Origin of the sequence: Leifsonia sp. AK011, assembly GCF_013410945.1 — a bacterium.
Lineage (GTDB): Bacteria > Actinomycetota > Actinomycetes > Actinomycetales > Microbacteriaceae > Rhodoglobus.
In genome coordinates this window covers 147,642-173,949 of record NZ_JACCCH010000001.1, presented here as the reverse complement: position 1 = coordinate 173,949, position 26,308 = coordinate 147,642, and the positions used below count along the sequence as shown (strand labels likewise).

Sequence of the window (26,308 nt, the reverse complement as noted above, 5' to 3'; positions counted from 1 at the left end):
CGCGGAGAGGGCACAGTGCCATTGGTCCCGGCGGCCTCGTCCTACCGGCGTTGCAGCGCCCGCCCGGCCCGCAGGCTGTTGAGGATCGCGATCACATCGACCACTTCCTGCAGGGTGGCTCCGATGATCGCCGGCAGCACGCCCGTGGTCGCCACGAGCATGAGCACGACGCTCAGTCCGATCCCGACCCCGATGCTCTGGTAGGCGATCCGGATGGTGCGCTGGGCCAGCTGCATCACGTCGGCCGCTCGCCCGAGGTCCTCGACGAGGATCACGGCGTCGGCCGATTCACTCGCGGCCGTCGCGCCGCGTGCGCCCATGGCGATCCCGACGTCCGCTGCGGCGAGCACGGGCGCATCGTTGACCCCGTCGCCGACCATCATCACGGGGCGGGGAGTGAGTTCCCGCACGGCGGCGACCTTTCCGCCCGGCAGGAGCCCGGCGCGAGCCTCGCCGACCCCGGCGAGCTGTGCGATCCGGTCGGCGGTCTCACGGGCATCCCCGGTGAGCATGACCGTGCGTGTGATGCCGAGCGCCCTGAGCCTCACGAGGGTCGCGGATGCCTCGGGCCGGAGTTCATCGGTGAGCACGATCCGCCCCAGCAGTCGACAGTCGCGCGAGACGTGGACCGCGGTCTCGCCGGCCTCAAGCTCCCTCCACTCAGGCACGGACGACGGGGCGACGAACGAGCGCTTGCCCACCCGGATCATCCCGCCATCCACGGTGCCGAGCACACCCTCTGCAACGACCTCCTCCACCGCCGTCGCCTCGCGGATCGTGATTCCGCGGCGCTCTGCCTCGGTGACCACGGCGTTCGCGAGCACATGCGCGGAGTCGGCCTCGAGCGCTGCTGCGTACCCGAGGAGCTCCTCCTCCGTTCCGGTCAGCACGTCGATCCTGTCCACCTCGGGCGTACCTCGCGTGAGCGTTCCCGTCTTGTCGAAGGCGGCCGTGCGGGTGCGGGCGAGCTGCTCGAGCACGCCGCCACTCTTGACGATCACACCCACCCTCGCTGCCCTGCTCATCCCGGCGATGAATGCGACTGGTGTCGCGATGAGCAGCGGACACGGGGTGGCGACCACGAGCACCTCGGCGAACCTGACGGGGTCGCCCGAGAGGATCCACGCGAGTGCGCCGATCCCGAAGGCCGCGAGCGTGAACGGGATGGCCACGCGATCGGCCAGACGCACGAAGGGTGCCTTGCTGTCGGCTGCCGACCGCACGAGGTCGATGATGGTCTGGTACTGGCTCTCCGCGGCCGTTGCCGTGGCGCGCACGTGGATGACCGACCCACCGTTCACGACACCACTGACCACCTGCTCCCCGACCGCGCGCGTCACCGGCATGCTCTCGCCGGTGACGGAGGACTCGTCGAGGGATGCCCCGGCCCCGACCAGCACGCCATCCACCGGTACCACCTCGCCTGGCCGCACCTCGAGCTCATCGCCGGGCACCACAACATCCACGGGAACGTCGCCCCCGGCAGTGTGCGCCACCTGTGGAGCGCGCGTGAGGAGGGACCTCAACTCGCTGCGCGCGCGGCGGGATGCGAAGTCCTCGAGCGCCTCCCCGCTCGTGAGCATGAGCACCACCACGAGCGCCGCCCAGTAATCCCCGAGGGCGACCGTACTGACGATCGCGGCCACAGCCAGGATGTCGATGCCCCACGTCCCGGTGCGCAGTGAGCGCACCATCGACACGGCACTGCGCCCCGCGATCACCAGGGCGTAGGCCCCGGTAACCCAGGGAGCGAGCCAGTTCGCCGACGAGAGTACGAGGGCGAGTGTGACGAGTGCGACCACGAGGGTCGCACTCACGAGCGGATAACGCAGCACCAGGGGGCGCGTCTCCGAGATCACGCGCGCGCCACGACAACCGGCGAGTTGATGTTGAGCAGTACCTCGTGCGTCGTCGATCCGAGGAAGCCAGCGCGTGCGGTGCTCACGTGGCTCGCGCCGAGAACCAGGAGGCCTGCGGATCGGCTTGCGTCGAGGAGCGCCTCCGAGGCCCGTCGACGGGACACCCGCCTCCGGATGACGAGCGCGGGGTGAATGCGCGAGGCGAGGGCGGCGGCCTCGGCGAGCAGTTCGTTCCCGTCGTCGCCGGTGGTCGCATGAACGAGGGATAGCTCGTTCCCCAGGCGCGTCGCCTCGTTCGCGCCCCAGGCCACCGCAGCCTCCCAGGCGCTCCCGGCTGCAACCCCCACGACGACTCCGCGCCGCGCCGACACCTGGGTATCGGGGATCACCGCGACCGAGCTCTCCGCGACGGATGCCACGACGATGCTCCTCGTCCCGAGGGCGCGACCGGTCAGGTAACCCGTCTTGTGGGTGCCCACCACGAGCAGGTCGCCGGGCTCGGCAGTCGAGGCCAGCACCCACGCCGTGCTCCCGTGGAGGAGTGTCGTGGTGGTGGAGGTGTCGGGGGCGAAGCGGCGTGCGAGGTCTGCGGCTTCCGTGAGCACGTGTGCCCCGGCATCCGACTCGTTCTCGGCGACCCCGTGGCCGAGCTGGCCCCACTCGCCGTCGACCACATGGACCAGCGCGAGGTCCGAACCGTCGGATGCTGCCCGCTTCGCCGCCCACGTGAGTGCGGCACGGCTCGGTCCAGAGCCGTCCACCCCGACCCTGATCGTCACGGTTCGTCCTCCGGTGCGATCTCGGGGAGCACGGTGATGCGCTCACCCGGTGACGGAACCACGAGCACGGGACACGGCATGTTCACGAGCACGTCATGGCTCGTCGAACCCAGGATGAGACTGCCCAGCGCGCCCCGGCCGTGGCTGCCCACGACGACCAGTCCCGCGGTGCGCGCGCGCTCCACGAGCGCGACGACCGCGGGTGTCGGGCCGAACGCCACCTCTACCGGGAGGCCGGGATGGCTGGCGCGAACCCGACGGGCCGCCGTCTCGACGAGCTCGCGCAGCACGTCGACCACCTCGGGGACGGCGTCCGTGCCGAAGGGCTGTCCCCACGAGTTCACGATCGTGAGCGTCGTGCCGGCGTCCGCGGCTTCCTGTGCGGCGATCTCCAGAGCTTCATCGGCGGTCGCGTCATCCGTCCACCCGACCACGACACCGCCGGGCCCGCCGGGCTCCCAGCCCGAGGGCACGACGGCGACGGGGCATTCCGACCTGCCCGCGACCTGCAGTGCCAGCGTGCCTCGGAGGATGCCGGCGAGAGGACCGGTCGGGTGAGATCCGATCACGAGCAGGTCGGCTCGCCACGACACAGCCATCAGCACGCGCGCGGGCGAGCCGCGCCTCACACTCACCGAGACGGGTGACGCGGGAGCGCGCGTCCTCGCGAGGTCCGCTGCGCGCTGCACGTCCTCCGCGTAGGGGGCCGCCGATTGCACGAGGTCGTCCCCGCGCGGTCCGTGCCTCGAGGGAATCACCGTCAGCAACTCGAGTGAGGCCGATCCGGCCTGCGCCCGGGCGATCGCCCACTCCAGCGCCGGCTGCCCGGCTGGATCGGTTTCGGGATCGATCGCGACGACGATCTTCTCCATGGTTTACCTCCCGTGGCCCCGTGTCCGACTCTCTGTGTCAGACTGGCCTTGATCGGGCGGTGTCGGCAGTGCCGAAGGTCCCACGATCCGCACGTGAAAGACCCGCTGGAGGTCGGATGGTCGACGACACGGGAGGCCTCACATTTCCTGACGGGCCTCGCTCTGAACTGGACATGTCATTGGCGCGGCTCGTCGAGTCCGCACAACACGTCCTCGCGACCCAGAGTCGCCTGCGCAACCTGCTCAAGGCGAACCATTCCGTGGCGGGCGAGATCGAGCTCGCGGTCGTACTGAGCACCATCGTCGAAGCCGCGGTCGATCTCGTGGGAGCCAGGTACGGCGCGGTCGGGGTGATCGGCCCTGACGGCGGGCTCGAGCAGTTCATCCACGTCGGGATGCCGGATGACCTCGTGGCACGGATCGGACACCTGCCAGAGGGCCACGGCCTGCTTGGGGCTCTCATCGAGGAGCAGGAGCCCATCCGGTTGCCGAGGATCGATGCGGATCCACGGTCGAGCGGCTTCCCCGCCGGTCACCCACCCATGACGACGTTCCTCGGGGTACCCATCCGCGTCCGCGACGAGACGTACGGCAACCTCTACCTCGCCGAGCGCGAGGGCGGACCGTTCAGCGCGGAGGACGAGGAACTGCTGGTGGCGCTCGCGGCCACGGCGGGAGCTGCGGTGGACCACGCGAGGCTGTTCGACGAGAGCCAGCGCCGCCAGCGGTGGACCGTGGCATCCGCCGAGGTCACGGCCGCGCTGCTCTCGGATGACTCCGAGGAGTCCCTCGCCGTGCTCGCCGACCGGGTCGCGCTGCTGGCCGACGCCGATCTCGTCTGTGTTGTGCTCCCGCTACCGGACGGCCGCCTCCGCGTCGATGTGGCCAGGGGTGAGGGGGCCGATGCCCTTGTCGGTCTCGTCTTCGACTCGGCCGACACACTCGCCGGCCGCGCGGACGAGAGCGGTCATCCCCACCTGTCAGACCTGGGCGACGCCGACGACCCGCTCGCGACCGGTCCGACGATGGCCCTCCCGATCGCCATTGCGGGATCCATCGCCGCAGACCGCGGCGGAGTGCTGACCGTCACACGAGCACCCGGGCGGCCCCGCTTCGCGACGACCGATCTCGACATGGCCGCCGACTTCGCCGCACAGGCGAGCGTCGCCCTGCGGCTTGCCGCGGGTCGCGCCGACCGGCAGAAACTTGCGGTTCTCGAGGACCGCTCCCGCATCGCCCGCGACCTCCACGACAACGTGATCCAGCGGCTCTTCGGGGCAGGGTTGTCGCTCCAGGCGATCGCCGGGCAGGCCGATGAGCGGCTCCGTGCGAGGCTCGTCGAGCAGGTCGACGCTCTGGATGCCGCGATCGCCGACATCCGCACGGCCATCTTCACGATGACGTCCCAGTCGGACACCGAGCAACCGACGCTCCGACATCGCGTCATCGATCTCCTCGGTGAACTCTCCGAGGTCTTCACGGATGCACCCCGCCTGGCCTTCGCCGGTCCCGTCGACCTCATGGTGCCGACCGACGTGGCCGATGATGTCGTCGCGGTGGTGCGGGAGGGGCTCGCCAACGTCGCCAGGCACGCGCAGGCCGAGCACGCGTGGGCACTCGTTGCGGTTCTCGACGGCACGGTGGTCGTCGAGATCGAGGATGACGGGCGGGGGATCGCGCCAGAGTCCACTCGGTCGAGTGGCACGGCGAACCTCGCGGCAAGGGCCGAGGCCCGGGGCGGAACCGTGGAGCTTGCGCCGCGGCATCCGCGCGGTACGGTGCTCAGGTGGCGAGTTCCGTTGGAGGAGAGTGAATGATCCGGGTGTTCCTGGTCGATGACCACGAGATCGTTCGGCGAGGTGTCGCCGACCTGATCAATGCCGAGCCCGACCTCGAGGTCGTGGGCGAAGCGTCCACGGTTCGCGAGGCGAAGGGGCGGGTGGCCGCCACGATCCCGCACGTGGCCGTGCTCGATGTGCAGTTGCCCGATGGCAACGGGGTGGACCTCTGCCGTGACATCCGTTCGCGCAATCCCGAGGTGCGCTGCCTCATGCTCACCGCCTACGCCGACGACGAGGCGAGCCGCACGGCGGTGCTCGCGGGCGCGTCGGGCTACGTACTCAAGGACATCCGGGGTCAGGGCCTCCTCGAGAGCATCCGCAGGGTGGCCAGGGGTGAGAGTCTCGTGACCGCCGCCACGAGCCGACGCGTCGTCGAGCAGGCCACGAGCACGGCCAGGACCGCGGCCGTCGACCTGAGCCTGCGCGAGCAGCAGGTGCTGCAGCTCATCGCCGAGGGTCTCACCAACCGGCAGATCGGTGAGCGACTCGAGCTCGCCGAGAAGACGGTGAAGAACTACGTCTCCGGGCTGCTCGCCAAGCTCGGCATGGAACGCCGCACCCAGGCCGCCGTTTACGGGGCTCAGCACCCGCGCGACTAGCTGACCCGCGGGACCTTGTGCCCTCGTGCCCCTCCCGGCACGGGCGAAGACTGAGCGCAGACGTGGCGGATGCCACGCCCCAGTCGACCACAGGAGAACATCATGCGCGCAGCCGTAGCGACCGCATTCGACAAGCCGCTCACTCTCGAGGAGCGACCCGTTCCGAAGCCCGGCTCCGGGCAGGTGCTCGTGCGTCTCGAGACGTGCGGCCTCTGTCACACCGACATCCATGCCATGCGGGGTGACTGGCCGGTCAAGCCGTCCCTGCCGTTCGTACCAGGGCACGAGGGCGTCGGCATCATCGAGGAACTCGGCGCTGGCGTCACGCGTCGCGCCGTGGGTGAGCGAGTAGCGCTGCCCTGGCTCGGACACGCGTGCGGCGAGTGCCGCTACTGCATCGATGGCAGGGAGAACCTCTGCGAGAGCCAGCAGAACACCGGCTACTCGATCGACGGTGGGTACGCGGAGTACGCGCTCGCGGACGCCCGCTTCGCCTCGCCCGTGCCGAACGGCATCTCGCCACTGGAGGCCGCGCCCCTCGCGTGCGCTGGCGTCACGACCTACGCGGCCGTCAAGGCAGCGCACATCATCCCGACCGAGCGTGTGGCCATCTTCGGCGTCGGCGGGCTCGGCCACCTGGCCGTGCAGTACGCCCGCATCGTGGGTGCCGAGGTCGTCGCGATCGACGTCACGGAGGAGAAGCTGGACCTCGCGCTCGAACTCGGCGCGGACCATGTCGTGAACGCGCGCGAGGTCGACCCGGTGGAGGCGCTCCAGTCCCTCGGTGGTGTGGATGTCGCGATCGTGCTCGCACTGGCCCCCCAGGTGTTCGACCAGGCCTTTGCGTCGCTCAACCGCGGCGGCCGTCTCATCCTCGTCTCGCTTCCGGTGGAGGGCACCCTCACGGTCCCGATCTTCGACACCGTGCTCAAGGGCATCTCCATCATCGGGTCCATCGTGGGCACCCGGCAGGACCTCGCCGAGGTCTTCGCGCTCCATGCCGCCGGGCGCACGCGCGTCGTCGCCGAGGCGCGCAGTCTCGACGATGCGAACGCCGCGGTCGAGCAGGTGCTGGAGGGTGTCGTGCCTGCGAGGCTGGTCTTCGAGTTCTGACCTCCGGGCCAGCACATCCCGTGGGTTGAGTAGGCGCGGCGAAGCCCGCCGTTATCGAAACCTCACCTCCGAGGTCGTTGGGTAGCATCATCCCCATGACCACCGAGCCGGGCTGGGCCCGCACCCCCATCGAGCCACAGTCGGTCGACGCCCCGCTGTCCCGGTCCGCGGTGTTCCTCACGCTCACGCTGTCCGGTCACCCGGATGCCGCCTCCCGCGCCCGCTCGGTGCTCGGCGATCTCGGGGGTCTCGTGCGGGCGGTGGGGTTCCGCGACCTCGGCGGACACCTGTCGTGCGTAGCGGCCATCGGCTCGGAGGCGTGGGATGCCGTCACCGGCCTGTCACGGCCGGCTCAGCTGCATCCGTTCCCCGAGGTGGTGGGCCCTGCCCACACCGCGCCCTCGACCCCTGGCGACCTCTTCTTCCACATCCGCGCCGAGCGCGCGGACATGTGCTTCGAGCTCGAGCGGCTCATCCTCGACAAGCTGGGCGACGCGATCATCGTGGCCGACGAGACGGTCGGCTTCCGCTACTTCGACTCGCGCGATCTTCTCGGATTCGTTGACGGCACCGAGAACCCGACGGGTTCCGGTATGACCGAGTGGTCGCTCGTGGGGGAGGACGACCCCGATCACGCTGGCGGCAGCTACGTCGTGGTGCAGAAGTACCTCCACGACCTCGCGGGCTGGCAGTCACTCAGCACGGAGACGCAGGAGAAGATCATCGGGCGCACCAAGCCAGACAACATCGAGCTCGACGATCTCACCCGCAAGTCGCACAAGGACCTGGCCACGATCGTCGACGACGACGGGGTGGAGCACGACATCCTCCGCGACAACATGCCCTTCGGCAGCCCGGGCAGCGGTGAGTTCGGCACCTACTTCATCGGCTACTCGAAGGATGTCTGGGTGACCGAGCGGATGATCAGCGCGATGTTCCTCGGGGACCCTCCCGGCGCTTACGACCGCATCCTCGACTTCTCGCACGCCGTCACTGGTGCCACGTTCTTCGCGCCATCGAACGACGTGCTCGAGTCGTTCGGCGACTAGACCTACAGCGCCTCGATGAGGTGCTCCACCTCGACGGGCGCCGTCGAGAACGCCTTCGCCGCGTTCTGCACCTTCTCGTCGTACTGCGTCGAGCGGCCCTCGTGCTGGGCGAGGTGCTCCCGCCAGCTCCCGAGCCGGAAGGCCTCGACGATCACACCCGGCCGTTCGCGGTCGTCGTAGACCTGCCACTGTCGAGCACCCGTGCGCTGGCGGCTGCGCTTCACGAGCCGCAGTGCCGCCAGGAACTCCGCGCGCCTCTCGGCCGGCACCGTGTAGCGCACGAGCACGAGAGTCGCGGCATCCTCATCGATCGGGAGTGCATCGACGAGCGGGGCGTCGGTGAGGGGCAGCACCGCGGGCATCCGTCCCTTGTCGGACGTGGTGAGCAGGGGCCACAGCAGCTGGCTCACCGCAACGAGCACCACGAGCGCCCCGGCCACGACGCTCGTGTGCCCGACCCCGAAGACCGCGGCGGCCGCGCCGGCAAGCGCCGAACCTGCGGCCGTGGCCCCGAACCACACGATCTGGTAGACCGAGAGCCCGCGCGTTCGCACCCACACCGGCAGGAATGACTGCACAGCGCCGTTGAGCGTTGCGAGCACGCCGATCCAGGCGAGCCCAACCACCGCGAGCACCGGCAGGACCACCCACAGGTTCGGGGCGAGACTCGTGGCGATGAGACCAAAGCCGAAGACGGCGGATGCCGCGATCACCACCCCGTTCATTCCGAACCGCTGCACGGCCGGTGTAATGACGAACGCACCGCAGATCGAGCCGATGCCGATCGCAGCAAGCAGCAGCCCGTAGCCGTTGGAGTCGAGCCCCAGATGGTCGGTCGCGATGAGAGGCAGAAGCGCGAAGAGCGCTGACGCCGGAACGATGAACAGGCCGAGTCGCACGCAGATGCGGCGCACCACGCCCGCGTGGCTCACGTACCTCAACCCGGCGCGGAGCCCGTCGAAGAACGGCTCCGGGCTATGCTCCGGCGCGCGGTAGTCGCGCCAGAACACCAGCACGAGCAGGAAGAAGGCGAATGACGCGGCATTGAGGGCGAAGACGAACGGCACCCCGAGGCTCGCGATGATCACGCCCGCGATGGCCGGACCGATCGCCCGGGCGAGGTTGACGGAGATGGAGCTGAGTCCGGCAGCGCTCGGGATGAACTCCCTCGGCACGATGTCGGGCACGATCGCCTGGTAGGCGGGGAGCTGCACAGCCGACGCCGCCCCGAGAAGGAATGTCAGCGAGAGCAGGAGGGCGGGCGTCATCGCACCGGTCGCGGTGAGGACGGTCAGCAGAAGACCGATCACGACCTGTGCCGCCTGCACCCAGATGAGCAGGGTGCGTCGATTGACGAACTCCCCGAGAACCCCCGCGGGGATGCCGAGGAGCAGGATGGGAGCCGCCGAGGCGCTCTGCACGAGTGCGATGAGCACGGGGGAGGCATCGCTCTCCACGAGGAACCACTGCGCGCCGACGGTCTGCATCCAGCTGCCGATGTTGGATACGAGTGCGGCGATCCACAGGGCGCGGAACGCCGCGACCTTGAGTGGCGCGAGGGCCGACGGTGGCGGTGTGGCGGCCTGGCTCGTCATGCCTCCAGTATCCGCGATGCCACGGCGTCTCGACCCTCGTCGGGGTTCGGCTACGAGGTCGTCTCGCCGACCACCGGGTCGCCGTTGTCGATGACCTGCCGGTCGACGGCGTCCGGACCCGACGCCGTGAGGAAGTGGTTGATCGCGGCATCCCACGTCGAGAACCCCACATCCGGTTCGGAGTACGGGATCGTCTTGGTCACGACGCGCCACAGGTCGTCGCCGGTCTTGTCATCGCGCTCGTGCACGAGTTCACCCTGGTGGGCGAGTCCCTGCTGGATCCCCCACGTGCCGTTGCCGCGGTTGATCAGGTTCCATTCGAGGCCACCGTGTTCGACCCGATCGGGCACAGTGGGGGCGTTCTCTTCATCAGGCACGGCACGATACTAGGGTTGTCATCCGCCTCCCACACAGGGCTTGATCGGCAGCCCGGCAAGGAGTAGGGAGCGTGCGGCCCATGGTGCCAGCGCAGGCGTCGCGCCCGCCTAGCATTGATGCATGACCACCCCGTTCATCCTCTCCGACGAGGTGGAGGCGGCGCTCGCCGCTGGCAAGCCCGTCGTCGCCCTCGAGTCGACCATCATCTCCCACGGCCTCCCTCGCCCGCGCAACCACGAGGCGGCGATCGAGTTCGAGACGATCCTCCGCGACGCGGGTGTGACGCCCGCGACCATCGCCGTGCTCGACGGCGTTCCGCGCATCGGCCTCGACTCTGACGGGGTGCGCCGCATCGCCGAGGAGGAGCTCGCGAAGGCCTCCGTGCGTGACCTGCCGATCATCGCGGCGGCGGGCTCGAGCGCGGCCACGACGGTGGCCGCGACATCCCACCTCGCCGCGCTCGCGGGTATCCGTGTCTTCGCGACGGGCGGCCTCGGGGGAGTGCACCGCGGCGCGAACGAGAGCTTCGACGAGTCTGCCGACATCTCCACCCTCGCCGTCACGCCCATCACGGTCGTCAGCGCGGGGGTGAAGTCGGTGCTCGACATCGCGGCGACCCTCGAGCGGCTCGAGACCCTCAGCGTTCCCGTGATCGGGTTCGGCACCACGGTCTTCCCGAGTTTCTGGCTGCGAGAGTCCGAATACACGCTCGACTGGGCGGTGGATGACGCGGCCGACGTTGCGGCCATCATGAAGGCCCAGGACTCCCTCGGTCACGGCCAGGGCATCGTCGTCGCCAACCCGATCCCCCTCGACCAGCAGTGGGACCCGGACGAGCACGACCGGGTGCTCGCCGAGGCCCTCAGCCTCGCGGAGGCAGCTGGCGTCACGGGCAAGGCTGTCACGCCATTCCTGCTGCTCAAGATCGTCGAACTCTCCGACGGGCGCAGCCTCGAGGTCAACCTCGACCTCGCGCGCAACAACGTGCGCGTCGCTGGCCAGATCGCCACGGCATGGTCGGCGCTTGGCTAGCCAGCCGTCTCGGCAGCGCATCGTCTGCTTCGGCGACCTCATCGACGATGTGGTCGTCATCCCGAACGGGCCAGTGCGGGACGACACCGACACCCCGTCCACGATCCGCTTCCGCCCCGGGGGCTCCGCCGCCAACACCGCTGCCTGGCTCGGCACGCTGGGTGCGGACGTGGATCTCGTGGCATCCGTCGGCCGCGGCGATGGGCCGCGGCATGCCGCGCAGCTGGAGGGAGTTCGGGCGCACCTGTCCGAGCATCCCGAGCTCCCCACCGGAACGATCGTGGTGCTCGTCGATGCTCAGCGTCGCCACATGCTCACCGAGCGCGGAGCCAACGCCGCGCTCGATCCCGCAGCGGTGACGGATGCCCTGCTCGCCGACGCGGCCATCCTCCACCTCACCGGGCACACCCTGCTCAACGAGCTGGGCCTCGGCGACCTCATCGAGCGCGCCCGGGCAGCGGGAGTGGCGGTCTCGATCTCGCCCGGTTCTGCGGGTTTCATCGGGGACTACGGGGTGGAGGCGTTCTCCGAGGCGATCGCCGGGGCATCCCTCGTGTTCGTAAGCCTCGAGGAGGGGCGCCTGCTGACCGGCCTCGCCGCCCCCGCGGACATCGCTGCGGCGCTGCCGTTCGACCACGTCGTACTCACCCTCGGCATGGACGGCGTGCTCGTGAGTCTTCACGGTGAGCAGTTCACGGTTCCCGCAGTGGAGACGACCGTCGTCGACCCGACAGGTGCCGGCGACGCCTTCTGCGCCGGCTACCTCGCGGAGTGGGTCGCGAGTGGCGACGCCCGAGCCGCGGCATCGCGAGGCACCGAGGTCGCGGCCAGGGCCGTGGCAACGGTGGGCGCACGACCCTAACGGGTCCCTACAGTGTGGTTTTTTTCACCCCGAGGTTAACCCTCTCGGTCTCGTGGTGCTCTTTTCCCGTCGGCGGCCCGGAAAAGCTCGCATCGGCCCTGCTCCGCCGACCGATCGGAGCCCCTGGATTGGTCTGAAGCAACTCTGGTGTGACCGGGGGTAGGTCTGCTGGGCTGAGCGCACTTGAGGTGACCTCATTACGCCGCCACACTGAGCCTTCGTCCTGTCTGCACGCGCACCATGTCCAGCATTGGAACTTCGATGAGCACCTCTTCCCTGCCTCGACTCTCTCGAGGCCGCATCGTCACCTCATTCATCGCGATCATTGGCGTCATGGCGGGAGTCGCTGCTGGCGGTGCGGCCCAGGCCGCGTCTGTCGATCTCGTGATCAACGTGACATCCGATCGCGGGGTGTACAGCGCGAGCGACACTGCCGTCTACACCGTCCGCGTTGACAACCGCGGTACGGAATCGACCTCAACCCCGTCCACGGTGACCCTGACGGTGCCGAACATGGCCTCAAGCCCCGTCGCGTGGGAACAGAACGTGACGTGCGCTGCTTCTGGCGGCGCGGTGTGCCCCACCGGCTTCACGCGATCCGGCACGACGATCTCCGCTGCTATTCCGTCCGTCCCGAAGAACGGATCCCTGGTCTTCACGGTTCACGCACCGGGCTGGATGCTCAACTACGTGCGCAACGCCGTGCAGGTCACCGCAACCATCGCGGCTGGCAGCGGGGACACTGAATTGCAGACGGTAACCGACTCGAGCGTGATCAACGTGTTGATTCACGACCCAGCCATGGACTACTCAACGGAGGCCACCGGACCAGCGGACGCTCCGGCCCAGACGACCGTGTACTACGACGTGGTGCTCCGCAATACCGGTGAGACAAACAGCGTGTACTCCGAGGTGGTTCTCGCCGCGGGTGTGGGAACAGGAAGTGCCTCGACGGCACCCATCCTCGATTACGGATTCGCTGGCGTGACCTGTCAGAACGAGACCGGTGGTGCGTCGTGCGCCAATCTCACCATGATCGCGGGCGACAGCCTCCCGTTGATCCCCATCGCCGTGAACGCCAGCGGATTGTCGGCATCGCTCGGGGTGACGAACATGCCGTCGGGCAGCTCCGTCACCCTTCGCTTCGCCGTTCAGACGGGCCGCCCGGCCTGCACAACCGGTCAGGCCGCCACGCGCACGATCACTGTCACCGACACCGTCGCCTCGATCTTCCAGGTCGGCTGGCCAGAGGCGAGCCCCCTCAACCCGGACAACGTCGCGACCGTCCTGACCAACCTTCCCGCGCTTCCGTGCACGACAGGGGATGTCTCGACCGTCTCGCTCTCGCAGCCCTCCGGTCAGACCAGCGCGGGCATCGCCCTCGGCGGCGCGTTCGAGTACACCGCCCTGTACTCGAACCTCTCCGGCGACACCGCAACCAACGCGGATATTGAGTTCGCGACGTACTGGCCGGGCGCCGGAGACCGCTCCGTGCTGAGCGGATCGCCCACGTGCGTACCCTCCGGTGGGGCAACGTGCCCGACCGGATGGACGTTGAACGGATCGTCCCTCCGGGGCACAGGAGCAGTCCTTCCCTCCGGAGGTTCGCTCTCGATCACCTACACCGGAACAGGCGGGAGCGACGACCAGACCATCTGCCGCCCGCGGTCCATGACGATCGATACGCGCATCCTCCCGCCCCTGAGCTTCATCGACACCAATTTCGTGCCGAATGGGGTATACACGACCAACCAACAGACTCAGGGCAACAACGCTCGCCGCGTGATCACGCAGACGGACGTTGGCTCGCCGTGTGCGGAAAGCCACGACGACTCCGTGCAGCAGACCGGTCCCTTCACCGACCCTGCTGCCACGATTCCGCTCGTCGGCCCGGCCAAGCCCGGGCAGACGCTCTACTTCCGCACGTCCTTCACCAACCAGACGCCCTCCCCCGCGTACACCTCGTACTACCTGGGACAGGGAGTTCAGATGCCCAGTAGTGGCGCCTTGTTCACGACCAGCACGATCGACCGCTGGTTCCGGCACGCGGACGGTGACCCGACCGGTATTCCCTTCACCGACGACTACTTGATCGGCGGACAGGTGGCGGCATCCTTCGATACGGGTGTGCGTTGCACCGCCCATGGCGGAGCAACATGTCCTCCGCTGCTCAGCGCGAGCTCCGGCAATGGTGGAGGTGGCGTCGTTGCGATGAGTGGGTGGCAAGGCTACTGGAAGGCGGGCCAGCAACCGCTCATGCCTGCTGGTAGTTCCCTCGACTTCATCTCGACGTACAAGGTTGCCCAACTCGCCGAGCGGTACACCGAAGCCGGTTGCGTGCCCACGAGTGTTGCGTTTGGAACAGGACCAGGCGCGACCACAGCGACGGTGGCGAACATGAGGGTCACCGCCACGATCGGTGCATCGACGATACCCGCGACATTCGACCGGAACGTGTCGAATGACTCCACCGAGGTGCTCGTGCCCCTCGAGATCACTCGATGCACCAACACCCTCGCGATCACGAAGACCGCACTCACCCCGACGATGCCGCTCGATCGTCAGGTCACGTACGAGGTCGTGGTCACCAACACGAGCGCCAGCTTCCTCGACCTGCCGCGTCTCATCGACGGTTTCTCGACCGACGCGCCTGCCACGATCACCTGCACGGCGACGACGCTGGGTGCCCTCTGCCCCACGTTCACTCCGCGCGAGGATCAGCGCCGCTTCGCGGACGGGTCGACGGGCCCCATCACCTTCACCGGCCTATCAGGGGGCCCAGCCCAGTTTGACTTCGTGTGGGGAACGGCGGGCCAGCAGACGATGCCCGCTGGCTCGAGTGTGACCTTCCAGGTTGTGGTCCACTACCCCTCGACCTACTCGGGGTCGTCGTCGAACATCGCCTACTTCCTCGCGGACCAGACGGCGATCGGGGGAGCCTGGCCGGTCGTCAACGCGAGTGCGAGCGTCACCACTCCGCCGGGAAGTGCCCTCGCCCTCAACAAGCGGGTGAACCCCGTCGTCGTGAAGGCCGGTGAGGTCGTTACCTTCACGGTGGACATCGTCAATACTGGTGCGACGCTCCCCTCCGCGAGTTTCATCGATGAGCTCGACTCGATCCTCGTGCCAACGAATCCGACCGGGTACTCGAACCTCACATGCCGATCACTGACGTCGGCAGACAACGTTCTCTCCCCTGGCACTGTCGGGGTCACGGAGTGCCCTGAGTTCACGTCCAACTCTTCAGGGATTCGTGGTCTGATCACCGACTTCACCTCCAACTCAGGGATCCGCCTGACGTATACGGCCGTCGCTCCACTCACGGCGGAGTCGATCCCGAACATCGCAAGGATCATGCAGGATGACGCCACCGTGACGCGAGGCGACGCCTTCTCGCAGTCGAACTTCCTCACCTACCTCGAAAAGGTGGTCGAGGAGACGGTGGATACCGCCGTCAAGGACGCCGACAGGGTCCTGGCGAGCACGGGCCTCTCGCTCCCCGTCGCCGGCGTCGCCCTAGCGATCCTCCTCCTTGCTCTCGGAGGCGTGCTGATGCTGAGCCTGCGTCCCAAGGAGTCCGCGACAGACACCGAGTAGCCGTCGGGGACGACGGGCCGCGCGGAGGTTTGCGGCTGGCGCGATGAGTGAATAACCGCGCGGTGCACAAACCTCCGCGCGCGAGACGTCGCTCAGCGACGGTCAGCTCTAACGCGCGGCCTTGACCGCCTCGTAGGCGGCGAGTGCATCCTTGCGGCTCTGCTGCAGGTCAACGATCGGGTCGGGGTAGCCGGGCGTTCCGTACTCTGGCACCCAGCGGCAGATGTACTCGGCGTCCGGGTCGAACTTGGCGGCCTGCAGCTCCGGGTTGAACACCCGGAAGTAGGGCGCCGCGTCGAGTCCGGAGCCCGCCACCCACTGCCAGCTCGCCGGATTGTTGGCTTCATCGGCATCCACGAGCGTGTCCCAGAACCACTGTTCGCCGATGCGCCAGTCGATGAGCAGGTTCTTCGCGAGGAAGCTCGCCACGACCATTCGGACGCGGTTGTGCATGTAGCCCGTGTGCCAGAGTTCGCGCATGCCGGCGTCGACGAGAGCGATGCCCGTCAGCCCCTTCTGCCAGGACTCAAGCGTCGCGGCATCCGGCTCTGACCAGCCGAACGCGTCGAAGTCTCTCCGCACGTTGACGGTCGCAATGTCGGGCTGGTGGTAGAGCAGGTTCCAACTGAACTCGCGCCACCCCACCTCGCGGAGGAAGTGCGCGGACGTACTCTCAACCCCGCGAACCCGATGCCAGAGCTGGAACGGACTGATCTCGCCGAAGCGCAGATGCGGGCTCAGTCGACTGGTTGCGGGCACCGCGGGCTCGTCGCGGCGGTCATACTGCGCAAGGCCCTCCGAGAGGAATGCCTCGAGCCGTTCGGTCGCTCCCGCTTCTCCGGGTGTCCACGTCTCGCGCAGGCCCCCAGCCCAGTCGGGCCGGGTCGGCAGCAGGCCCCAGCTCTCGAGCGAATCGGAACGGATGCCGGAGCCTCCCGTGAGCGCCGCGGGGTCCGCGGCGGGCAGTGGCTCCCGTACTTCGCGCTCCAGGCACGCCCTCCAGAACGGTGTGAAGACGCGGTACTGGCCTCCCTCGCCGTTCGTGATCGTCCACGGTTCGTGCAGCAGGTTCGCGTGGAGGCTCGTCACTTCTCGCCCGGCGTCGCGCAGGCGTGACTTCAGGCGGGCGTCGATCTCGCGGGCACCCGAGTAGCGGCGGTTCCAGTAGACGGCCGCGGCATCCGTTTCCTCCACGAGCTCGGAGATCCGGTCTTCTGCCGGGCCACGGCGCAGCACCAGCGCCCCGTCGAGACGCTCCGAGAACCGCTCGAGCGAATGATGCAGCCACCAGTGGCTCGCCGACCCGAGGGGGCGAACCTCCGGGCTCTCCTCATCGAGCACGTAGACGACAATGACGGGTCCCCCGTGATCGATCGCCGCAGTCAGCGCCGGATTGTCGGCGAGGCGCAGGTCGTCCCGCAGCCACGCGATAACCGGCCGGGTCATTCGTGCGGTTGGGTCTCGAGGCGGAGCTTGTCGCAGATCTTCGTCAGCGTGTGGAGCTCGTCGACGCTGAGTGCTGAACCCACGCGACGCTGGATGGAGTCCGCATGCTGAACCGCCACGCGTCGGAACAGTTCGAAGCCTGAGTCGGTGAGTCGCGCGACCGTGCCGCGACCGTCGCCGGGGTCGGATTCCTTGCTGACGTAGCCCTTCGACGCAAGTCGATCGACGAGGCGGCTCACGCTCGGCTGTGACAGCAGGAGGTGTTTGTTGAGGTCACGGATGCGCAGTTGGCGGTCCGGTTGTCGACTGAGGTTGAACAGCACGTCGTACTCGGTGAACGAGATCTCGTCGGTGGGGAACTCGGCATTCAACTGGCGCAACACAGAAACCTGAGCCCGGAACAGTGCCTCCCAGGCGGCGATGGATGCAGCTCTGTCGCTCACCACCCCACTCTACGACGCGGTCATACCAACCGCGTTGAGCAGGCCCGAAAATCCCTCAGAGAAACCGGGACAGTGGGTTACGATGACGGGGTAGATGGTGTTGGGGCACCGCAGTCGAATTCCGCACTGAGATTCGCACGGGGGTGCGCGCCTTGCGACTTCGCCAGCTCAAAAGACATGTGGTTCGTTCGAGGCTGAACGCAGGGCTCTCGAGCGTGACTGCTATCGGAGTCCTTGAAGGATGCCGCGGCAGTGGTAAAACGACGGCCCTGCGCGAGTGGATCAGCACGATCCCCGACTCGGTCTTCGTGGAGGATGCCGGCGCTCCCGGAGCGTGGGAGTTCTTCCTCGCCGCGATCGAGTCGGATCCGACGGTGCGCGTCGGTGCCATCGACCAGTTCGAGCGAGCTCCCGAGGGCGCCGCCGAGACGGTCCTGTCCCTTGTCGAGCGGTATCCCGAGCTCCGTGTGATCGTCGCGGGTCGTTCGGTCGGCGCGCTCGGCAACCGTCTCGTCCGCGTTCGCCACGACATCGTTCGCCTTGGTCCCTCCGACCTCGCGTTCGACGATGACGAAGTGAAGGAGATGCTCGGGGTGCGGCCTGCTCCCGCGGAACTCGACATCTTGCGACTTCCCCTCGTATGCATCGCTGCAGCGGCCCTCGTCGAGGAGGAGGGGATGAGCCTCGCTCCCGCCGCGCGAGCCGCGGCATCCTCGGTACTGGCCGAGGCCCTCGAGGGTATCGATCCGTTGGTCGTCAGCGCGATCCAGCACATGGCTGTGCCCGAGAGGATCCCCGAGGGCTCACCCCTTCCCGGCTTCTCACCGTCCGATCATCGGGCTCTGCTCGCGGAGCTCGCGCGTCTCGGCCTCGGAGTCTTGGCCGACGGCGAGTTCGCCTTCGCCCCCAGTTGGCGCGCCGTGCTGTCCGAGGAGTTCCGAAACGCGTCGCCGCTGCCGTTCCGGTTCGCGCACGCGAGTGTCGCCGCGGAACTGGTCGATGCAGAGCATGCGGTCGACGCGCTCGGCCATTGGATCGACGCGGCCCAGCCCGACCGTGCAGCGCTCACTGCCCGCGAGTACTGGCGCGAGATCGTGGCGCTGAAGCCGGCGCAGACGGTGAGTCTCCTCGAGCGCGCGGATCGCGCCATCTTCGGGCGCAGTGCGACGCTGTGTGCGCTCATGGCGGAGTGCGCGACGGAACTCGGAGATCATCGGCGCGGGGAGACGTGGTGGCGCGCCGCCCTCACGACCTTGCCGGGCGCCGAGGGTGTGCGCGCGTTTCGGGCTGTCGCTGGTGGAGCGGCCGAACGCTCGTGGGATGTGTTCCTCCGAGCGAGGGCGCTTCGCGGACTCGGGATGTACGAGCTGGCGGCTGTCGCAGCGGACGAGGGGATGAGCATCCTCGGGCCCGAGCGTCTCTTGCCGCCGCGAACGAGCGTCGTGGGCGGAATGATGGCGGAGTTCGCTCTCGCCTTTCTCTATGTCGGTCAGCTCGACCGGGCGCGTGCGCTCCTTTCTGACGCGTCGGCTCTCGCGCCACGCGGCTCGTCAGGGTGGTTTACCGGGCGGGCGATCGGTGTCGCCGTCGAGGCCCTCTGCGGCAATCGAATCGGCGCCGAGCGGATCCTGGACGAGGTGGATCGTCTGCTCATCGAGCCGAGGCTCGCTCGTTCCACGGTGGGCAGCTGGGTCGCACTCGGTCGCGCGGTGTTGGGTGCCGATCGGGGGCGGGCAGATCAGGCGCGTCGCTCCGTGACCGACGCGCGCGAGCGAGTCACGAGGGATCTCGCCACGCTCATCGATTTCGTCGAGTCCATCATCGAGTTGACTCACGGGCAGCCCGAGCTTGCGCTGGCCATGGTGACGGCGGTCTCGCAGGATGACAAGGCCGCGCCGTTCCTCCGCGACTGGGTGGACTGGGTCCGCGTCGCGTGCCTCGTTCGTCTGGGACGAGCACGATCCGCGGACTCAGTCGACCTGTCCGGGTCGTCACTGTCACCCCGCATGATCACGGCCGGAGAGCATATGCTCAGCGGGGATCTGGCATCGGCATTCGTGCTGCTCGCACCCGTACTCACGCAACGATCGCCGGACATGACAGAGCGGTTCCTGGCCGCCGCTCACGGCATGCTGGTCATCGCGGCCCTCGGCATCGGCGATACGGCAACGGCACAGGCGGCACTCCGGCGACTCTCCTCGCTCAACGACACGAGTGGTACGACCCTGCCGGTCGCCTTCATCACCCGGTCGAGCATTGAACTCGTATCGCGAGAGTTGCCCGGTGCGGAGCGAGTCTTCTCCGCCATGGTGCCGCCAGGCACAACTCCCGCGCTTGAGCTGCGTGAGAGGCCCGTCCTCAGCGCGGCACAGCGACGCGTCTTGGGGGTGCTCGCGGAGGAATCCTCCCTCTCCGCGATCGCGGAGAGGCTCTCGCTCTCCCGCAACACCGTCAAGACCCACCTGCGCTCCGTCTACCGGGCTCTGGGCGCGGATGGAAGGGAAACCGCTCTGATCAAGGCCACCAAGGCGGGCCTGATGGACTGGACCAGGGGTACAAACGGCCACGCTGTCTAATCTTCACCCTCACATTCACCCCGGAAGTGTTGGCCTCCTCAGGGGTGCCACGCATGGAGCGTTTAAAGCACTGATCCCCCGCGGATTTGCTGGTGATCCCCCGGAAGTGTCCTGTAGCACTGCAAGGGTGACAGGGCGGTCACGTGTCACAAATCTGGCCCCCGCACGAGGGTGCCGTGTACCCCGTTTGACCTGCATCGTGCACGGAGTCGCTTGATGCCGACGTGACGGTCCTTCACACTGGCCGCCAACTGACGTTCCCGCGAACTGATGTGCACATCGGGCGCCGCAACCCGAGTATCCGCGATTGGGGAACAACCTTGGAGTCCCACATGCCCGAAACGCTGACCCTCCGCGCCCGTGTCCGCACCGTCGTGGCGGTGATCGCCGCCCTGGCTCTGGTCACGGCCGTCCCGACGATGGCCTCCGCCGATCCGGTGATCACGAGCCTCTCCGGAACGGTGACGCTCGATACCAACGCGAACGGCTCCATCGACGCGTCCACCGCGGACGGCACAGTGGAGGCAGGCCATGGGGGCGTGCAGGTCGACGTGGTCTGCGTGGCCACCGGCACGAGCATCCTGTCGACGACCTCGGATGCCACGGGCGCCTGGTCCTTCGCGGACATCGACCTAGGCCCCATCTGTCCTGACGGCGTCGTGCAGGTCAGGGCGGAGGTCTCGGACGCGCGCTACTCGATCACGGATGCCGCGGGCGCCAACCAGACCCCGCGCACGGTCGACGAGCAGGTCGGACTCTCCGCGCCGCTCACTCTCGCCGCCGGCAGCACGACCGTGGTGAACACGCTCGTTCGTCCCGACTGGTACCTCGACCTCACCCTCCCGAGCGACTCCGCGCTCGGTGGCCCGGCCGTATACACGGGCACGACGCCCTTCGACTCGGTCTGTCCTCAGGCAGGAAACGACTGTGCGATCGACGACAACGTCGTGCGCTCGGCGGACCTTGTCACTTTCACCTGGGCCGTCGCAGGTTCCAGCCTCGACGACCTTGCCCAGTCCCTCGAGGCGGTCATCCTCGAGCAGACCATCGAGCTCCATGATGGAGCCCTTGCCAACTTCGTGCGGATCCCCGCGCGCTGCAAGCCAGCGGGCGGCGGCGGTGCATCCCCGGCCAGCGCCATCGTCGATCAGGACGGCACCGTCATTCCCGAAGGACAGCCAGCGCCGGCGGGTACGACCTCGGTGACCCTGCGCTGCAACCTGGGCGAGTGGACCCAGACCGGTGACGCCGTCACCATCCAACCAGTCGTCAAGATCTCGGCCGAGTCGCCCAACGGATCATCGTTCGACACGATCGCCCGCGCTTACGCGGTTGACCCCGAGGCGACGGATGTCCCGACCGCCGTTCCCACGGTGGAGTACCCATACGGCCCCATCGACATCACCGCTGCCCCCGCGTATGAGATCGAGAAGAAGGGTTTCTTCAACCAGGACGAAGGGTACGGAGACATCGGACGCGGACAGGAGCCCGGCTACTACACGTACGCGGTCATCCAGATCAAGACGAACAAGCGCGTGGGCGTGGAGGCCTTCGAGCAACCCGTCACGATGACCGAGGATGTCTTCGCTCTCCTCGGCGACGGCGTGAACCCCTATCCCGGCTTCGAGTACGCGATCACTCAGTGTTACCCCAGCCACAACGGTTGGTACGGCACCGTCGGTGGCATGAGCGGGCCATTCGGTGATTTCCCTCTCGAATACACGGTTCCCAACTCGGGAACGTGCACGATGGAGCGGAGCGATCCCTCGGACCTCACGAGCGACTACACGATGACACTCGACGACATCGATCTCAGCGGTACGCGCTATCCGACGAAGGCTGCCGGTGAGATCGACCTCTCGGCGGGACCGTACTACGTCGCGTCGTGGCGCGTGCAGGTCTTCATCCCGCTCGCCTCCATCGAGAACGCAGACGGTGACCCCAACAATGAGACGGGCAGCCTCGCCCTCTTCAATCGCGTCGGTGACTTCGATCCGGATGGCATCTCGGGTGCGAGCAACTTCGGCGACGGCCGGGAGCCCGGATGGTGCGAGCCCGAGTCGGTCGACGGCATTGCGATCACCGATCCAGAGATGCCCTTCTGTGACCCCTCGGGGACGAACACGTCCACGCCGACTAAGTCCGACAACGTCATCGGCCCGACGTACTTCCAGAAGCTGCCGCCGGGAATCGGATGGGCAAAGTACTTCCTCAACCAGAGTCAGCTGTACTCACCGGACTGGAGTCTGTATCCGGGAATGACGAACACACATTCGGGCGATGGGCAGATGCAGCCTGGCCAGGTCGTCGATACCCACTTCGTCCTCTATCCATCAACGGGGTTCGCGCCGGCGACGGATGCACGCATGTGCGATGTGTTCGACAACTCGATGGCTGTGCTCGTGCCATCCGAGGAGACTGTGACAGGTGGCACTGACGACATCTGGGCGTGGCTTTCTCCCGATACGCACCACGGCGTAGACCCGGTGGCGTGGAACGCCAAATGGATCATTGAGTTTGCGCACTTCGACATTGATTCGGACGATCCGCTCTCGGGTGGGTTCGACGCCTCCACCGGGCGCTACCTCGGCTCTTGGTCCGCACAGGCCGCCGTTCGCTGCGACGACGATGCCCCCGAAACGGGGTGGGTGACCGACCCGACAGCTGTTCCGGGCGGAATCGACGAGGTCAACGCGATCCGCGTCCGCCCCGGCATCGACCCGGACACTGGCGAAGAGACGCTGCTGCCCGCTGGCTTCGTCAACCGTCTCGACTTCGGCATCCGCATCCGCTCGCAGTTCTACGGTGGCCCTAACGACGGCGAAGACCTTCCGTCCGGCGTCGTCCTGGCGAACTTCGGTGGCGTCCGAACGGATGAGGTGAACGGCGGGCAATGGAGTGCTCGGAACTATGTGCCATCCCCGGAGAACGGTCACGGCGACGGTGACCGCATCACGATCTCCCGCGCCACTCTCGCCCTGCAGAAGCAGACCATCACGGTCGACGGCATCGGAGACGGCGCGGCGACGGTCGGCAACACAGGCAACGCGGTCGCGGGTAACCCGATCGTGTGGGAGATCCTCTCGAGTGTCAACGGCACGAGCGAAGATCCTGCGCCCGTTGACAACCTCCAGATCATCGACGTCCTCCCGAACTACGCGGACTACGACCCAGATTGCACTGCCAGCATCACCGGGGGAACGCCGGCTGACATCGTGCAGTACGACACCCCGTCGCCCGGCCAGACGACGCTCACGTGGAACCTCGGCGAGTGGCTGCCCAATACTCCCGTCCCCAACCGGCGTATTTGTACGGTGAGCGACCCGCTTGCACCACAGGGGACGGCGCTCGTGAACTCCGCACAGATCCAGTACGAGGGTTCGCCGACGCGTCCGAGTGATCTCCACACGGTCACGCTCGAACAGACCGGGGAGCTCAAGCTGCGCAAGACGGTGGATGCCCCGCTCGACGTTCTCAACGACGACCAGCGCTACACGATGTCGCTGCAGAACTTCAGCCAGACCCTCACGGTGGGTGCTCCGACGTTCATCGAGGTCTTCCCGTTCAACGGCGACGCGACCCCGCTCGGCGGTGTCAACCGATCGCCAGCGTCGAACTTCGAGGGGGAGCTCGAACTCATGGAGGCGCCGACCGTGGAGAACATGGCTGGCGGGGCCTACTCGGGCACGTTCTACTATTCGATCCAGGATCCGGCGACCATTCATCAGGACCTCAACGAGGACGCCCAGAACACGTGGCTCACCGAGAGCGAGTTGCTCGGCGACTTCTCGAACGTCACGGCGATCAAGTTCGTCGGCGATGCAGACCTCACGCCCGTCACGAGTCAGGCCACAAGCGGCCTCACGATCCGGTTCGGGCTGCAGGCGGGAGACACGGGCAACCCCTTCTCCGATGACGCGAACGCGGCGGGCGACCTTTACTCCGACCGCTTCACGGCATTCACCGAGAGCTTCCAGTCGGCGGAGGGTGACTACCAGATCCTCGCCTCCAACCGCGTGACGGTCCGTACGGTCTCGCATTCGGTCGGGGATCTCATCTTCGAGGATCGCGATGGCGATGGGCTGTACACCGCGGAACGCGACCGTCTCGTGCCCGACGGCGTCACCGTCAATCTCTACTACGAGGGAATGGACGGCGACGTTCTCGTCGGCACCACAACGACTGTCGACGGCACGTACCTCTTCACCGAGCTGCCGCCCGGCGACTACCACGTCGAGCTTCCCGCGAGCCTGTTCGGTGCGGGAGGCCTCCTCGACGGCTACTCGATCACGACTGCGCCAGCCGCGGGCGCAGGTGAGACCGCAGTCGATGAGAACGACGATGAGTCTCACGACGCTATCGGAGGCCCGGGCGGCTCGGTCATCTCGAACACGTTCACGCTTTCGGCATCCGTCAACGAGCAGACGTCTGCGGTGAGCGGCGACGAGCCAACCGGCGAGAACATCCACGACATCGTCGACCCGACGACCACGGATCCGTTCTCGAACCTCTCCATCGACCTCGCCCTGCAGCAGACGCCGGGCATCGACATCGAGAAGGAGGTCTGCACCATCGCGGACAACTCCTGCGACCCCGAGGCGGCTCTCGGTGAAGGTGGTTGGTCGGTCGACGGTGTCGACGGTGTGGGCCCGACGACCGAGACGACGGCGCGTCCCTACGCCTCCGCGGTTCTGTGGCGCATCATCGTCACGAACACCGGCGAGCAGTATCTTGAGGGCGTCGCCGTGACGGACCTGGTCACTCCTGAGTGCGCAGCGACCGAGACCGACGTTCCCGCCTTCGCGGACTTCGAGCCCGGAGCATCCAAGAGCTACACGTGTGAGACGGCGAGTATCACGGCCAACATCACGCCCAACACGGCGGCTGTCTCCGGAGTGCCCCAGGGCGGAGGCGCAACGCTCACAGACGAGGACACCGCGAACGCCACGACCGCTGGCTCGCTCGTCATCAACAAGGTGATCACCGGTCCGGGTCTCGAGGAGTTCGGGAGCGGGCCGTTCACGTTCGACGTGGTGTGCACGCTCGACAGCGTCGAGGTGTACAACGACTCGCTGACGCTGACTCCCGAGGGTGGGGCCACGACGGTCACGAGTGACCCGATCAGTGGGTTGCCGCTGGGGTCGTCGTGCACGGTCACCGAGACGGATGCTGCGGGTGCTGACGCGACCCCTGCGCCCGTGACGGTGGAGATCGTGGACAACGATCAGCAGAACACCGTGATCGCCGAGATCACCAACGCGTTCTCGGTGGGCTACCTCGAACTGAGCAAGGTTCTTGAGGGCACCGCGGCGGACGAGGAGTACGTGACGTCGCTCGAGTTCGAGGTTCTTGTCACGTGCCAGGTCCCCACGGTCACCGAGACGGAGGAGTCCGTGCTGGGCACGGTCTTCTCCGGAACCGTGATCATTCGCGGAGGCGAGACGGTGGCGATCGAGGATGCCGAAGGCAACCCCGTGGCACTTCCGATCGGGACGCACTGCTTCGCGGAGGAGACACAGGACGGTGGCGCCACCGAGGTTGCGATTGACTACGACTCGTACGAGAACGCCGCAATCGTGACCTCCAGCGAGACCGAGCAGGAGTTGTCGATCACGGCGACGAACACGTTCGATGTCGCGGAGATCGTGGTCAAGAAGGTCGTCTTCGGCAACGGACCCGCTGGCCCGTACTCCTTCGAGCTCGAGTGCACGATCGACGGAGGAGAGCCGTACCCGCTTGATCCCGACGATGCCGCATTCACTCTGTCGCACGGCGAGACGCGCACCATCACCGTCCTCGACGGTGTGGAGTGTGCGGTCACCGAAACCGACGTGCCCGTGGATGCTGCTGTGCTCCTCAACGACACGGATGACACCACCGCAGGTGGCGAACTCGACGGAGTCGTCGTCGCGGATGCCACGGATGAATCGCTCATCGTGGTGACCAATCGCTTCCCGGTGCTCTCGGACCAGGCCCCCCAGCATGGGCTGCTCGGCTCGACAGGGTTCGGCGCAAACCCAGCGACGACCATAGGTGGCCTCGGCCTCCTGTTGAGCGGGTTGCTCGTGTACCTGGTCGCGAGACGACGGGGAGAGACCGGCGGTCGGCGGAACTAGCCGGTTGACAGGGCAGCGGGTCGTCTGATTATCGGGATCGGGCGGCCCGCTGTCTCGTGCGAGCGGCCGTTGCCGGACTGGTCGTTAAAAGGATTGAGGGACGGTTTCCGAGGCCAGAAACCGTCCCTCTCCCTTGCACCAAGAGTGTCCT

The 26,308-nt window shown here is 67.4% G+C and carries 16 protein-coding genes; 9 read left to right on the top strand and 7 right to left on the bottom strand.

The genetic code is table 11. The annotated features are described in order from the left end of the window. Positions 1-41: 41 nt before the first annotated feature. From HDC94_RS00805 to HDC94_RS00795, 3 genes are read right to left on the bottom strand one after another with little or no spacing between them, the layout of a single operon-like run. Positions 42-1,859 carry a heavy metal translocating P-type ATPase gene (locus HDC94_RS00805; protein WP_308495589.1) on the bottom strand — a complete coding sequence of 606 codons (1,818 nt, stop codon included), beginning with the start codon at positions 1,857-1,859 and terminating at the stop codon, positions 42-44. Continuing rightward, positions 1,856-2,638 carry a universal stress protein gene (locus HDC94_RS00800; RefSeq protein ID WP_179493987.1) on the bottom strand — a complete coding sequence of 261 codons (783 nt, stop codon included), beginning with the start codon at positions 2,636-2,638 and terminating at the stop codon, positions 1,856-1,858. Before HDC94_RS00800 ends, HDC94_RS00805 begins: the two co-directional genes overlap by 4 nt. Next, a complete protein-coding gene (locus tag HDC94_RS00795) occupies positions 2,635-3,510 on the bottom strand; it encodes a universal stress protein (protein WP_179493985.1) in 876 nt (291 codons plus the stop codon). Before HDC94_RS00795 ends, HDC94_RS00800 begins: the two co-directional genes overlap by 4 nt. 173 nt (positions 3,511-3,683) lie before the next feature. Between HDC94_RS00795 and HDC94_RS00790 the strand changes: the two genes are divergently transcribed. The 4 genes from HDC94_RS00790 (at position 3,684) to HDC94_RS00775 (ending at position 8,112) form a co-directional block, all read left to right on the top strand. Then, the gene (locus HDC94_RS00790) at positions 3,684-5,327 is read left to right on the top strand and encodes a GAF domain-containing protein (protein ID WP_218870400.1); all 1,644 of its coding nucleotides are present in this window, start codon (positions 3,684-3,686) and stop codon (positions 5,325-5,327) included. Continuing rightward, positions 5,324-5,950 carry a response regulator transcription factor gene (locus HDC94_RS00785; RefSeq protein ID WP_179493981.1) on the top strand — a complete coding sequence of 209 codons (627 nt, stop codon included), beginning with the start codon at positions 5,324-5,326 and terminating at the stop codon, positions 5,948-5,950. Before HDC94_RS00790 ends, HDC94_RS00785 begins: the two co-directional genes overlap by 4 nt. Before the next feature lie 102 nt (positions 5,951-6,052). After that, the gene (locus HDC94_RS00780; protein WP_179493979.1) at positions 6,053-7,063 is read left to right on the top strand and encodes an alcohol dehydrogenase catalytic domain-containing protein; all 1,011 of its coding nucleotides are present in this window, start codon (positions 6,053-6,055) and stop codon (positions 7,061-7,063) included. 95 nt (positions 7,064-7,158) lie between these two features. Next, a complete protein-coding gene (locus tag HDC94_RS00775; RefSeq protein ID WP_179493977.1) occupies positions 7,159-8,112 on the top strand; it encodes a Dyp-type peroxidase in 954 nt (317 codons plus the stop codon). Between the two features lie 2 nt (positions 8,113-8,114). Here HDC94_RS00775 and HDC94_RS00770 read toward each other — a convergent pair whose 3' ends face one another. Together HDC94_RS00770 and HDC94_RS00765 are read right to left on the bottom strand one after the other, a co-directional pair. Beyond that, complete coding sequence (locus HDC94_RS00770) at positions 8,115-9,707, bottom strand: MFS transporter (RefSeq protein ID WP_179493975.1); 1,593 nt, start codon at positions 9,705-9,707, stop codon at positions 8,115-8,117. A gap of 50 nt (positions 9,708-9,757) precedes the next feature. Then, positions 9,758-10,084: a hypothetical protein gene (locus HDC94_RS00765; protein WP_179493973.1), complete on the bottom strand. Its 327-nt coding sequence runs from the start codon at positions 10,082-10,084 to the stop codon at positions 9,758-9,760. Positions 10,085-10,205: 121 nt separating this feature from the next. Between HDC94_RS00765 and HDC94_RS00760 the strand changes: the two genes are divergently transcribed. The 3 genes from HDC94_RS00760 to HDC94_RS00750 all read left to right on the top strand — a co-directional run bounded on the left by HDC94_RS00760 (position 10,206) and on the right by HDC94_RS00750 (position 15,576). Further along, complete coding sequence (locus tag HDC94_RS00760; RefSeq protein WP_179493971.1) at positions 10,206-11,117, top strand: pseudouridine-5'-phosphate glycosidase; 912 nt, start codon at positions 10,206-10,208, stop codon at positions 11,115-11,117. Continuing rightward, a complete protein-coding gene (locus HDC94_RS00755; RefSeq protein WP_179493969.1) occupies positions 11,110-11,979 on the top strand; it encodes a carbohydrate kinase family protein in 870 nt (289 codons plus the stop codon). The genes HDC94_RS00760 and HDC94_RS00755 overlap by 8 nt, the downstream gene beginning before the upstream one ends. Positions 11,980-12,240: 261 nt before the next feature. Further along, entirely contained in the window at positions 12,241-15,576 is a 3,336-nt protein-coding gene (locus HDC94_RS00750; protein WP_179493967.1) for a hypothetical protein, read from the top strand. A gap of 108 nt (positions 15,577-15,684) precedes the next feature. On the opposite strand, the gene HDC94_RS00745 is transcribed toward HDC94_RS00750, so the two are convergent. Together HDC94_RS00745 and HDC94_RS00740 are read right to left on the bottom strand one after the other, a co-directional pair. Then, positions 15,685-17,022 carry a deoxyribodipyrimidine photo-lyase gene (locus HDC94_RS00745; RefSeq protein ID WP_179493965.1) on the bottom strand — a complete coding sequence of 446 codons (1,338 nt, stop codon included), beginning with the start codon at positions 17,020-17,022 and terminating at the stop codon, positions 15,685-15,687. Further along, positions 17,019-17,465, bottom strand: coding sequence for a MarR family transcriptional regulator (locus HDC94_RS00740; protein ID WP_308495588.1), 447 nt, complete (start codon positions 17,463-17,465; stop codon positions 17,019-17,021). Before HDC94_RS00740 ends, HDC94_RS00745 begins: the two co-directional genes overlap by 4 nt. Positions 17,466-17,680: 215 nt before the next feature. Here HDC94_RS00740 and HDC94_RS14720 point away from each other — a divergent pair, with 215 nt between their 5' ends. Both HDC94_RS14720 and HDC94_RS00730 read left to right on the top strand, forming a co-directional pair. After that, a complete protein-coding gene (locus HDC94_RS14720) occupies positions 17,681-20,041 on the top strand; it encodes a LuxR C-terminal-related transcriptional regulator (protein ID WP_179493961.1) in 2,361 nt (786 codons plus the stop codon). Between the two features lie 332 nt (positions 20,042-20,373). Then, positions 20,374-26,157, top strand: a complete 5,784-nt coding sequence (locus HDC94_RS00730; RefSeq protein WP_179493959.1) for a DUF5979 domain-containing protein — start codon at positions 20,374-20,376, stop codon at positions 26,155-26,157. Positions 26,158-26,308 lie beyond the last annotated feature (151 nt).

Bases quoted from the DNA above. Each gene is read 5' to 3' on its own strand.
- HDC94_RS00795 (WP_179493985.1), bottom strand. From the start codon at position 3,510: ATGGAGAAGATCGTCGTCGCGATCGATCCCGAAACCGATCCAGCCGGG.
- HDC94_RS00770 (WP_179493975.1), bottom strand. From the start codon at position 9,707: ATGACGAGCCAGGCCGCCACACCGCCACCGTCGGCCCTCGCGCCACTC.
- HDC94_RS00760 (WP_179493971.1), top strand. From the start codon at position 10,206: ATGACCACCCCGTTCATCCTCTCCGACGAGGTGGAGGCGGCGCTCGCC.
- HDC94_RS00730 (WP_179493959.1), top strand. From the start codon at position 20,374: ATGCCCGAAACGCTGACCCTCCGCGCCCGTGTCCGCACCGTCGTGGCG.
- HDC94_RS00775 (WP_179493977.1), top strand. From the start codon at position 7,159: ATGACCACCGAGCCGGGCTGGGCCCGCACCCCCATCGAGCCACAGTCG.
- HDC94_RS00785 (WP_179493981.1), top strand. From the start codon at position 5,324: ATGATCCGGGTGTTCCTGGTCGATGACCACGAGATCGTTCGGCGAGGT.
- HDC94_RS00745 (WP_179493965.1), bottom strand. From the start codon at position 17,022: ATGACCCGGCCGGTTATCGCGTGGCTGCGGGACGACCTGCGCCTCGCC.
- HDC94_RS00780 (WP_179493979.1), top strand. From the start codon at position 6,053: ATGCGCGCAGCCGTAGCGACCGCATTCGACAAGCCGCTCACTCTCGAG.
- HDC94_RS00750 (WP_179493967.1), top strand. From the start codon at position 12,241: ATGAGCACCTCTTCCCTGCCTCGACTCTCTCGAGGCCGCATCGTCACC.
- HDC94_RS00790 (WP_218870400.1), top strand. From the start codon at position 3,684: ATGTCATTGGCGCGGCTCGTCGAGTCCGCACAACACGTCCTCGCGACC.